This window comes from Argonema galeatum A003/A1 (assembly GCF_023333595.1).
GTDB lineage: Bacteria > Cyanobacteriota > Cyanobacteriia > Cyanobacteriales > Aerosakkonemataceae > Argonema > Argonema galeatum.
The window spans coordinates 1-11,418 of sequence record NZ_JAIQZM010000073.1; the positions used below are offsets into that span (position 1 = coordinate 1).

Genomic DNA, 11,418 nt, shown 5'->3' on the forward strand with positions numbered 1-11,418 from the left:
GCTTTCTGGGTATGTTGTTGCGATGCCGCGCTCTTATTACAACTGGGATAATAGCGCGGCATCGCAACTACGTACCTAATCTCAGCCTCAATTATATAACTAGCAACTTGCGTTATTTAACGAAAGTTTCTACCTTGCCAATACATCAATGCAATAGAAGCGGGGTTAGCCCCGCTTCCGTATTTAACTCAAAATGACAACAACGGTTGAAATCCGTGTTTCACCGATACCTGACCGATTTGCTCCATCTTTGCCACGGTAATCTGATTTCGTCCCCAAGAAAAGTTGGTGTGCCACTTTTCAAATTCCAGCAGCATCGATTCGGCAAAACAGGCAAACAACTGACGTGCGGGCACATCCATATTGACGATACTCATTATTTTCCACTCAATATCGAGGGAATGTTCCACAATGCCGCCATTGAGGACGAATATGCCGGGATGCTGGATTTTAGTCCCCAGGTTTTTGGGATAGCCGCCATCAATGAGCAGACAGGGTTGCTTAAGGGTAGTGGGGTCAATTTCAACCCCTTTGGGCATACTCGCCACCCAGACGACGATATCAGCGAGGGGTAGCGCCTCCTCCAAACCCATAATTTTGCCTCTACCCAGTTCTTCTTGCAAAGCTTGCAATCGATCGCGATCGCGTGCGATTAGCAACAGTTCGGGCACATCGGTACGGGCATTTAACCAGCGGCAGATGGCACTACCAATGTCGCCTGTAGCCCCACAAACCGCTACCGTTGCCTTAGACAGTTCAATACCTAGCTTTTTCGATGCTTGTTCCACCTGCCGACAAATAATGTAAGCCGTGTGGGTATTGCCGGTAGTAAAACGCTCAAATTCTAGCTTGATGTTACGAACTTGGGTAATTTGGTTGAGATTGAAGTTCTCAAAGATGATCGAGGAAAAGCCACCTAAAGCCGTGATATCGATGCCATGCTTTTGGGCGTGAGCCATCGCATTAATAATTTTGCGGGTGGCGGCTTTAATCCGTCGATTTGCCAGCATTTCAGGCAAAAAGCAAGATTCTACATACTGACCTTCGATTTGTTGACCTGTAATGCTGGTGACTTTAATGGTATCGACGATTTGGGGTGGAGCAGCGCACCAAAAATCTAGCCCTTGATCGGCATATTCCGGGTAGCCCAAGTCTCTGGCGACTGCCTGGGCGTGTTCCAAACTGGTAAGGTGACCTATGAGACCAAACATGAATTATTTAAGCAGACCTTTAGTGGAGCTTGTGTAAAGTGAGAAGGATAAAAAATTGTTACTGACCCTTAAAAATAATACACAAAATGGCCGATTAGTACAGCTAGAGACTAATCGGCTTTGTCGGGGCGTTCGCGAAGCGGATGCCCTTAGCATTTGCCGGGATAATTTGTCGGTTAAATGCAAAGTCCTGCGAAGCATTTGCTTCGCCCTTACTGGGTTTTGAGTTTTGAGTCGTACTCTGTACTCAGCGCTCAGCACTCTAAAGTTAAGCAGCTGCTAAACCGTATGCTGACATCCGCATAATATCTCGGGTGGTAAAACCGATATTGCTGAGGGCTTCTCCGTACTGAATCATGAAGTCTTCAACTAAGGCTTCTTTTTCCATACCCAAGATGTGGGCGTCGTCTTTCACCTGGTTAAGCATTTTCCAGACTATGGGTAGGTTCTGACGATTGGCTTGTTCCAATTCGGTTCTTGATTCCTCAAAGTGTTCTTTTAGCCAGACTTCGCCAAAGTTAAGGTGAGAGTATTCTTCTTTAACAACGCCTTCAGTGATTTTACGGGCAAAGGGGTCGGCAACGGGAATATAGATGTTGTAAGCTGCGATCGCAAAACATTCGATAATCAGAGACTGAATCAGCAAACAAGTGACGATTCGGTTTTCAGGAAGTGCATCTTGGAAATTTTTGTGCAACTGGGCAAAAAACTCGCGGGCAAATTCCATGTCCGGCGTCACTTGGAGATTGCGCCCACAGGCTTCAAACCCTTTTTTGTGGCGACTCTCCATCTTGGAGAGGCTAATTAAGCGATCCTTCTCATTGGGCAGCAGTTCAGCCAGTTGGACGTAATTATCGTGGGCCTCTTGTTCGCCTTCAATTACAATCGCGTTGATGCGGCTGTAGGCGTCTTTGTAGGTTTCGCTATGGAAGTTAATTGCTGGGCTGGCCTCAAGCTGCGGCATATATAATTTGTCTCCTCAACATTATTGGTAGATACTCGTCGATCCAAAATCGACGCTGGGCGAAAAGCGGGCCTGGGAAACCCTCATCCGCAATTTAAATACAATTTACCAGAATCTCGAAAAAGCGCTGGTTTTCTGGTCAAAGGAACCCACTGGACTTACCTTATCATTACCGGGAATCTGCCAAACTAGGATCTAGCCTGGGTGTGAGAATCGGAATTAATACCTAGAGTGTATTGTATGCAAATCCTTCTGATAGAGATAGATGCTCCAGAAAAATAGTGATGGTCATTCTGCCGCCGATCCTCAAAATCAGCCAGCAAGGCCACCGATTGTCTGGAAACGCCTCCTAAAATGGTTAGTCCCGGTATTGCTGGGAGTTGGTGCTGGCGTTGTCCTGCTACCGCTAGGGGTGGTATTCCTCACATCGTTTACCTCGATCGGGGTGACTCCCAGTTTAGCTCCTTGGCAGAAAGGTTGGTCTTGGGAAAACTATCGGGAGGCTTGGGAGAGGGGAAATTTTCTCCTAGCTTTTGCTAATTCCACTTTAGTGGCTTTGGCGGTAACTGGGTTTCAGGTTGTCACCTCGGCTTTGGCAGGCTATGCCTTGGCAAGGTTAAAATTTCGCGGGCGGCAAGTTTTGCTATTGATTATTTTGGCAACCCTAGTGATTCCCTTCCAGTTATTAGTAATTCCTATCTTTCTGGTGTTGAAGTGGGGACACGCAATTAACACTTACTGGGCGTTGATTTTACCCACGGCGGCTAACGGATTTGGCATTTTTCTGCTGAGGCAATATTTCCTAACGGTGCCGGTAGAATTGGAAGAAGCGGCAGCCCTGGATGGGGCGAACCGGCTCCAAATTTTGTGGTGGGTAATGCTGCCTTTGTCTCGTCCGGCTTTGGTGACGCTGTTTCTATTCACGTTTATCGCTGAGTGGAACGATTTGTTTAAGCCGCTGGTTTTTACAACAAGACCGGAGTTAAGGACGGTGCAATTGGCTTTGGCAGAGTTTCAGGATCAATTTACTAATAATTGGCCTTTGATGATGGCGGCTGTTGTGATTGCTACGGTGCCAGTTGTGCTGCTGTTTTTAGCCGGTCAGCGACAATTTATGCGTGGTATTGCTACAACAGGGATTAAGAATTGATTTGAATGCAGAGTTCAAACCTATCTGTGTTGATATGCTCACTTTTTGGATAAGCTCTAAATTTTTACTCTGCGTTCCTTTGCGGTAATCTTTGCGTACTTCTGCGTTAAAAAAAACTGTAGTAAGTTAGATCAAGTCCGGTTGCATGGTTAGCATGATGAGTGATATCGTCAAATTGTCTGTTTCATCGTTGGTTAAATTTTTACCGCAGATGAAGACAGATGAACGCAGATGAACGCAGATAATAATAAGAACAGGATTTTTTTAGGTAAATGATGCTACCGGACATGATATGAAATGAATCTCAAGAATCTGGGTTTGTTTTTAATTGTCGCATCTCTTCTGCCTTGGGTAGCAATAGTTCTTATTGTGCCATTCCTGCCGCTGGACTTATCACAAAAGGCTGTATTGGTTCCAATTCTGGCTATTGTGGCTGAAGTTTTTTTCTGGTTGGGTTTGGTGTTGGCGGGAAAAGAAGTTGCTACTAAATATCGGCGTTATTTAAGCTTTAGCCGTATTTGGAAGGGGTTGAAAAGATTGCTCCGCAGACGGTGAAATTATATTGAGATTATCCAAATTATCCTTATGAATCTGATAAAATTCGGAGGCGAATAGTACGATCGCCAGTATCATCCAGGGGGACTTCGATGACTTCACCGCCAAGTCGCTCTAAGCAACTGAGGAGCGATCGCAAATTTGGAGTACTCGCGCCGGTATCTACATAGAGTCTATCTGCCAAACTGCCGAGACGCTTCCAAGTGGTATATAGTTTGGCGATCGTTTGTTCCAGCTGAGACGCTTGCTTCACTAACTCGGATGCCGTATTCAAACAACCCAGGCGCAGCGCTTCTTCTAGCGCCATTTCCACATCTACGGATGAGTGGTTAATGGCTTGCACTTGGGCGGCGGCGTCGAGATATTTGGCTAAGTTGCGGGCGTCGGAAGTTACCTGTTTAAGTCTATCGATGCTGGGATCTTCGGCAACTTCTTCTTGCAACGCTGTGACGTGAGATTCTGGCAATTTTCCCAACTCCTTGACCAGAGGAGCAAGGTAGCGTGAAGGAATGGTACGATCGGCTGCTTTGACTTTGACTTCATCGGGGAGTAAATCCGATGTCATGGCTGTCCATTCATCAGCGAGTTGGCGGACTTCCCGGCGGGTGATGCGATCGCCCTTTTGCGCCGCATCAGTGACCAGTTGTTGTATTTCTGGAGATGATTTGGCAGTTTCCACAAAAGCGCGTTTGCTGAAGTTTCTAATCGCAGCAGCGTCGAGCTTTCCCTCTACCATCAGCGTATCGGCGCTATTGGCTAGCTCAATCATAGAATAAGCCTGACTTTTGCTAATTTCTCGTTCTTTCAGCCAGTTGAGGAAGCCAGTTCCCCTACCATCGCCGCCTTTCTTTTCGCGATCGCGCACCACCCGTAAAATCCTACCTCGCCAGATTTCCGTTTGCAGGTCGAAGCGATCGCATACTTGCCAAGCGATATCCACCTGGTTGTTAAAATCAAGGTCTGGAATCTGCTCGTCTTCTGGATCGGGCAGTTGGAAGTTTAGCTCAGCGCCGAGATTAAGGGCAGATACAAGATCCTTCTGAGGCTGGGAAGATTGGGCCATGAGGAGAGCGATCGTGAGGTCACAGAGGGATTATTATTGCACGTTCTGGGGATGCGATCGTCCGACGAGTGGAAATCTCGGCTACACAATTGTTCGTTGCTCTACAATCGTGTAAGGAAGCCGACTGCACAAGAAGAACAGTAACAGTAATGGATGAAAAACGCCATCAAGCCTATCTCAATCTTATTCAAGCGCTACTGGCCAGTCCTAGCGGGGAAGAAGCTAACATCCTTACGGCTAACCCAGACCTGATTGACCCTAGCTTGGTAGTGACGATGGAACAGGTAGCAGCTGTACTGGCAAAGCAGGGCGACTCGAACGCTGCTAATTGGTTGCTGAATGTTGCTACGCAGCTGACCGCTGGAATAGATAAAGCATCAGTGAATTTCGTTGCAACCCCTAACAAATATGATTTGTTGTTGAAGGTATTGCAAACAACATTAGAGAGCAACGGCGACCCGGAAGTGGTGTACCCACTTCTGCAAACCAATCTAGACAAACTAGATGATAATTTTGCACAACTGTTGCGGGACTGGACAGTTGCTACTTTGGCAGAAGTCGAGGCAAAACAAGCCCAAAGCATCGCAGCGGTTATTGGCAATTTCAGCAACCTAATGGCGCAGTTCCCAATGGGCAGCAGGTCTGATAACTTGGAGATTGCCATTATCGGCTACGAGGTCGTTGCCATCTTTTTTACCCGCGATCGCTTCCCAGAAGAATGGGCTGATATTCAAACCAATTTGGGTAATGCCTACGTTGAGCGAATCCGAGGGAAACGGGCAGAAAATCTGGAAGTTGCGCTCAACTGTTATCAGAATGCCTTGGAGGTTTATAGCCGCAAAGTTTTCCCAGAACAATGGGCTAGTATCCAAAATAATCTAGGAAGCGTCTATCGTCAGCGACCTCTTGGAGATCGTGCAGAGAACCTGGAACAAGCGATCGCCTGCTATAAGAATGCGTGGGAGATTTTTACCCCCGAAGCTTTCCCACAACAATGGGCAATGGCGCAAATAAATATAGGGAATGCTTACAGCCAACGCATCCGTGGCGATCGGTCAATGAATCTGGAACAAGCGATCGCCTGCTATGATAATGCCTTGCAGGTTTATAGCCGCGAAGCTTTCCCAGAAAAATGGGCCAGTATCCAAAATAATCTGGCGGCTGCTTACAGCGAACGTCTCCTTGGCGATCGGTCAAAGAATCTGGAACAAGCGATCGCCTACTATGAGAATGCCTTGCTGGTTTCTACCCGTGAAGCTTTTCCAGAAGACTGGGCTAGAACCCAAAGCAATCTGGCGGCGGCTTACAGCGAACGCCGCTTTGGTGAACAGTCAAAAAATATGGAAAAAGCGATTGCCTGCTATCACAATGCTTTGCAAGTTTATACCCGTGAAGCTTTTCCAGAAGACTGGGCTAGAATCCAATATAATCTAGGACTTGCGTACATTCGGCGGCATCAAGGAGAACAGGCAGACAACTTGGAGCAGGCAATACGCTATCATCGTGCTGCTTTAGAAGTGTATACCCAGGAAGCTTTCCCAGAGCAATGGGCTGGCATTCAAACCAATTTGGGCATTGCCTACAGTAAGCTGTTTAAAGGGGAACGTCTGGAGAACTTGGAGCAGGCGATCCGCTAATTAAGATTTTGAAAGGCACAATTGCTGGATTGCCTACTGCTGCAACATTAGTTGAAGCTGCTAACAAGCTATTCCCGTTGATTTCCAAAGCCTTGGGTTTAGGCTAACTCCATTTTTATAGGGGAGCATCCCAATTTTGTAGGGGCGTTCGCTCTTGCGGCGCGGATGCGCGATTCATTGGGGCTGATAATTTATGGCTAACAGTCAAAGACTTTCACACCCGTTTGCTAATGCCTCCGGCACGATAGAGCGAACGCCCCTACAAGCTAAAAACGCACCACCAAGCATTAGTGAATCGGTGTTCTAGAAGGTGAGCTTTGAGATACATCTGCCCTATCGAGAAAATCGGTATCCCGCAAAAACTCAAGAATCGCTGCATTCACTGCTTCTGGAGAACCCCCCGCCGCATCGTGACCGCAATTTGGCAGAATTTGTAACCTGGAATTAGGTAAACGGGCGTGTAATTTTTCCCCATTGCTAGCGGGAAACCATCTGTCTTGTTCGCCCCATAAAATTAGAGTAGGACAAGTTATTCTTGACAAATTCTCTTGAATAGTGTATATGATATTTGGTTGGTTATGGAGCGATCGATCGATTTCTTGAGCAGCGTGTTGTAAATCCTCAGCAGTTTTGGTAATTGTATTGGGTAATTCAATATACGGATAAGTAATCCAGTACACTTCTTCATCTGTTATTTGTTCCGGATCTACAACAACTTCGTGACGCCCAAACATTACCATCTGTCGCAATAGTGGCGCAAATGTATTTGCTAGCCGCAAATTATCGACAGCACGGACTAAATCTATAGGTAAAGCAGCTAGCAATTGCATCCACAAAGTTGGAAGTTCTTTAGGAAAAATGGGTACATTAATCACGACTAATCGAGCGAATAACTCTGGATTATTTTCAGCCAAAGCAAGTGTTATTAGCGCCCCTAATGATTGCGCTACTACGACAGCAGGTTCATCGCATAAAGCTCGAATAATCTGCTCCATTTCAATACTTTGATGAGCCAATTCTTCGGAATACAATGGTTTATCGGAAAAGCCATGTCCTTTGGCATCAAAACAAATCACTCGAAAATATTTCGATAGTGGTTCAATGGTATGACGCCAACCATAGCTCCAACTGCCAATACCATGTACTAAAAATAGTGGTTTTCCCGTTCCTTTTTCGCCATAAGCTATTTTTACGGGATGTCCGCTAGCATCAGTAATTGTCAGAGTTTGACGCCCTTTTGGGAATGCGATTTGCCACCAATCTTTCATTATTTTAATTTATCTTAACTTAGTTGCCTGTAAACAGACCGAGTAACAGTCGAAAAACCACTACACTTAAAAAGCTTATCGCCATCACAATCAGGATTAATCCAACTAACAGAAGGATGATAAATACCCTGTCTACCTTTTTACTAGGTATAGGGGAAGCTAAGTGAGATTCCAGCAAAGCGATGTTTTTAACATTAGCTTTCCAGGTGGCGTCGAATAAATCTCCAACCACTGGTACAGAACCCAGCACCGTATCGAGGATAATATTGTATACCATCCGCATCAAAGCTTCTCGCGGTATGCCCAATTGAGCCGATTCCAGGACAATGTAAGCGGATAGAAATGCTGAAATTGTATCTCCGCCGCCCGGTATTAATCCTAAGATAGGATCGATGCCTACACGATAGTTTGTACCGGGAATGGGAATGGCATTGTCGAGCAAATTGCTTATGCTGCGAAGGCGCTTTAAGGTGATAGCTTTAGGGTCATGGAAATTGGACATGGCTTTGAAAAGGAGGAAGGTAAGAGAGCAATTTTTTTAATTTTTTATTCTGCGTTGCATGGCTTCTCCTACGCTAACATTTAACTGAGCGCCAAATAGCATCACTAAAGAAGTTAAGTTTAGCCATAACATTAATACGATCACTGCACCGATAGCACCATAGGCGGCGTTGTAATTGCCGAAGTTGGATACGTAAAGCCGAAAGAAAGCTGATAAAATAGCCCAAGAGACTGCGGCGACGATCGCACCTGGCATAATCGGCATTCCCGGAGCCCAGCGGCTGGGGCCGTAGCGATAGATAAAGGCGATCGCAGATGCAATAATTACTAAAGCTGTAGGCCAACTCAAAAGTCTCCAAATTGATAGCAGTCCTGGTTCCAGATTACCAGATTGGCGGGCCACCATCTGTACAATCAGGTCGCTGATAAAAACCAGGAACGATGCGGCAATCAGTAGTAAAATTGTGCCAATTGTGAGTGCAAGAGAAACTAACTTGGCTTTCCAAAAGGGTCGCTTCTGCTCTGGAGGAATTCGATTGATTTGATCGAGGGCTTCCATAGCGGCACTCAGCGCTCCAGAGGCTGTCCACAGCGCCACAATAAAGCTGAGAGAAAACAGCCCTTTGTTTTGGCTGAGGCTGATAGTATCTGTAAAACCATTAATTAGGAACAGAGCTTCTTTAGGGGCAATGCTACCTAATTGTACAGTTAGGTATTTAAAGCTAGATTGTAACGATTCAAACAACCCGATCGCGGTCAGGAGCGCCAAAATGGATGGAAACAGGGCTAACATGGCGTTGTAAGTCATTTCCGCCGCAAGTCCGGGAAACCGTCGTTGTCCGGCACGCTGGAGAGTTTTCTTGAGGGTTCGCCAATTTAAGTGCCGAAAAAAACGAAAAAAACGGGCAAGTAGCATATTTTTATAGTGCGTGAATCTAACAACTGATGGTGGGCAGTGCCAATCGTACAAAGTAACAACTACAGGACGATCGCAGAAATCGGTAATATTACGCGAATACGTCGTTTCAGCGATGGTTATCAGTCTCGAAACCCGGTTTCTTTCGCGACAGTGGGTAAGTCATAAACTAACAACTCAGAAATAAGAAATGAACAACGATGTAAAGCAATGGATAGGGGAGATTCAGGCGCTGCGACAACAAGTGGCGGAAGCTCAAAGCGATCGCGATGCTGCCTTAGATAGCGCTGCCCACTGGAGTCAACTTTATAATACCGAAGCTCAGCAACGCCGTGCTGAGGCTAAGGTATCACAGCAAATGATAGAAACGCTCAAGGCAGAAATCCAGCAACTCAAGGCTGATATTGTTGCAAAACTTAATGAAGCTAAAGATGTGTCTGCTAGTGTCCAAGGAACAGAACAACTCCAAAGTATTGGGGAATTGAAGCAGAAACTGTTAGAAGTACTGATCGAGCGCGATCGCACCGCGATCGCTTTGAAAGCAGAACGAGAGGCTCACGATCGCACACGCCAAAGCTTAACCACTGCCTTGGGCGATACGATCGATCTTTTAGCCAAACACCGAGGCACTAACCCAGATGAGCTTAAAGCAACCCCGCCTGGTAGAGAAGCGATTAATCGCGCCTCTACTGACCGCGCCAATCTGCCAGAATCTCCTAAAAACCCATCGCTTCAGCTACCGCCGACAAGACCGGCTCCACCCCGGCCTTGAACTGATTTCGACAGTGTTTAATCGCTGTGTCGGGGTCTTTGAGTCCGTTGCCGGTGAGGACGCAAACCACAGTTGCCCCGGTTGGGATCTGGTCTTTAACTTTCAGCATCCCAGCTACGGAAGCTGCACTGGCGGGTTCGCAGAAAATTCCTTCGTGAGAAGCTAGCAGGCGATAAGCGTCCAAAATTTCCTCATCTGTGACGGCTGCGAATGACCCAACGCTTGCTTCTTGAGCTGCGATCGCTCTTTCCCAATTTGCTGGGTTGCCGATGCGAATAGCAGTTGCTACCGTTTCTGGGTCTGCCACCGCCTTACCAGTCACGATGGGAGCCGCGCCTGCGGCCTGAAATCCCATCATGCGCGGCAAGCGATCGCATTTCCCCTCTTGATGGTATTGACAAAACCCCATCCAATATGCAGTTATATTTCCGGCATTTCCGACGGGGATACAAAGCCAATCGGGTGCGTCACCCAGGGCATCTACCACCTCAAAAGCCGCCGTTTTCTGGCCTTCCAGTCGGTACGGATTGACTGAGTTTACCAATGTAACCGGGTAGCTTGCCGCCATTTCGCGCACAATTTTGAGCGCTTGGTCAAAATTTCCTTTAATTGCCAGCACTTCTGCGCCGTAAAGCAAAGCTTGCGCTAACTTACCCAGGGCCACATAACCATCGGGTATCAGCACAAACGCCCGCATTCCGCCGCGCCGCGCATAGGCAGCTGCTGAAGCCGAGGTATTGCCGGTGCTGGCACAGATGACTGCTTTGGCACCTGCTTCCTTAGCTTTAGAGATAGCCATAGTCATCCCCCGGTCTTTGAAACTGCCGGTGGGATTGAGGCCGTCAAACTTGACAAAAACTTGCACCTGTCTGCCAATCAGAGATGCGATCGCCGGAATGGGAATCAGGGGGGTATTACCCTCCAGCAGGGTAATAACCGGCGTAGTTGACGTTACTGGCAGATACGGACGGTACGCTTCGATCAGACCAGGCCAGCTTTTTAGCTTAGATTCAGCAGGGTACAGACTTACAGTCACAACAGATAAATAACGGGAATTAAACTATACTCCGGGTACACCTTAGTTTAGCGTGGATAGTCGGAGCAAAATAACGATTTTATAGATGTTCCCACTTCACTGTTCATAATATCTCCTCTGCCCCTCTTCCCCTCTTCCCGTTCGACTGAGCGTCTCCGCACTGAGCTTGCCGAAGTGTCACGCCGAAGTCGCTCACGTCGAAGCCTGAGCGCTCGCCGAACGTCTCACGTCGAAGCCTAGCCCCTAGCCGCCTACTCACTCCCCTTTTGACTTTTGACTTTTGACTTTTGACTTTTGACTTTTGACTTTTGACTTTTGACTTTTGACTTTTGACTTTTGACTTTT

At 46.9% G+C, this 11,418-nt stretch carries 11 protein-coding genes; 4 read left to right on the forward strand and 7 right to left on the reverse strand.

What is annotated here, in order from left to right; genetic code table 11:
- Positions 1-188: 188 nt before the first annotated feature.
- Entirely contained in the window at positions 189-1,211 is a 1,023-nt protein-coding gene (locus LAY41_RS31625; protein WP_249106619.1) for a long-chain acyl-[acyl-carrier-protein] reductase, read from the reverse strand.
- Positions 1,212-1,479: 268 nt separating this feature from the next.
- Positions 1,480-2,175 (reverse strand): aldehyde oxygenase (deformylating), encoded by a 696-nt coding sequence (locus tag LAY41_RS31630; RefSeq protein ID WP_249106621.1) that lies wholly within the window; start codon positions 2,173-2,175, stop codon positions 1,480-1,482.
- A 265-nt stretch (positions 2,176-2,440) separates the two neighbouring features.
- Between LAY41_RS31630 and LAY41_RS31635 the strand changes: the two genes are divergently transcribed.
- Both LAY41_RS31635 and LAY41_RS31640 read left to right on the forward strand, forming a co-directional pair.
- Entirely contained in the window at positions 2,441-3,325 is an 885-nt protein-coding gene (locus tag LAY41_RS31635) for a carbohydrate ABC transporter permease (protein ID WP_249106623.1), read from the forward strand.
- A 297-nt stretch (positions 3,326-3,622) separates the two neighbouring features.
- On the forward strand, positions 3,623-3,880 hold the full coding sequence (locus LAY41_RS31640) for a transporter suffix domain-containing protein (protein WP_249106624.1): 258 nt from the start codon (positions 3,623-3,625) through the stop codon (positions 3,878-3,880).
- A 28-nt stretch (positions 3,881-3,908) separates the two neighbouring features.
- Here LAY41_RS31640 and LAY41_RS31645 read toward each other — a convergent pair whose 3' ends face one another.
- Positions 3,909-4,943 carry a hypothetical protein gene (locus tag LAY41_RS31645; RefSeq protein WP_249106625.1) on the reverse strand — a complete coding sequence of 345 codons (1,035 nt, stop codon included), beginning with the start codon at positions 4,941-4,943 and terminating at the stop codon, positions 3,909-3,911.
- A 149-nt stretch (positions 4,944-5,092) separates the two neighbouring features.
- Here LAY41_RS31645 and LAY41_RS31650 point away from each other — a divergent pair, with 149 nt between their 5' ends.
- Positions 5,093-6,580 carry a tetratricopeptide repeat protein gene (locus tag LAY41_RS31650; protein WP_249106626.1) on the forward strand — a complete coding sequence of 496 codons (1,488 nt, stop codon included), beginning with the start codon at positions 5,093-5,095 and terminating at the stop codon, positions 6,578-6,580.
- Between the two features lie 287 nt (positions 6,581-6,867).
- On the opposite strand, the gene LAY41_RS31655 is transcribed toward LAY41_RS31650, so the two are convergent.
- From LAY41_RS31655 to LAY41_RS31665, 3 genes are read right to left on the reverse strand one after another with little or no spacing between them, the layout of a single operon-like run.
- Positions 6,868-7,848, reverse strand: a complete 981-nt coding sequence (locus LAY41_RS31655) for an alpha/beta fold hydrolase (RefSeq protein ID WP_249106627.1) — start codon at positions 7,846-7,848, stop codon at positions 6,868-6,870.
- Positions 7,849-7,867: 19 nt separating this feature from the next.
- Positions 7,868-8,350 carry a DUF4112 domain-containing protein gene (locus LAY41_RS31660; RefSeq protein ID WP_249106630.1) on the reverse strand — a complete coding sequence of 161 codons (483 nt, stop codon included), beginning with the start codon at positions 8,348-8,350 and terminating at the stop codon, positions 7,868-7,870.
- 36 nt (positions 8,351-8,386) lie between these two features.
- The gene (locus LAY41_RS31665) at positions 8,387-9,265 is read right to left on the reverse strand and encodes a YihY/virulence factor BrkB family protein (RefSeq protein WP_249106631.1); all 879 of its coding nucleotides are present in this window, start codon (positions 9,263-9,265) and stop codon (positions 8,387-8,389) included.
- Positions 9,266-9,455: 190 nt separating this feature from the next.
- Between LAY41_RS31665 and LAY41_RS31670 the strand changes: the two genes are divergently transcribed.
- Positions 9,456-10,037 (forward strand): hypothetical protein, encoded by a 582-nt coding sequence (locus tag LAY41_RS31670; protein ID WP_249106632.1) that lies wholly within the window; start codon positions 9,456-9,458, stop codon positions 10,035-10,037.
- Here LAY41_RS31670 and thrC read toward each other — a convergent pair.
- Entirely contained in the window at positions 9,982-11,073 is a 1,092-nt protein-coding gene (gene thrC, locus LAY41_RS31675) for a threonine synthase (protein ID WP_249106633.1), read from the reverse strand. The two genes, LAY41_RS31670 and thrC, sit on opposite strands and share 56 nt — an antisense overlap.
- Positions 11,074-11,418: the final 345 nt, after the last annotated feature.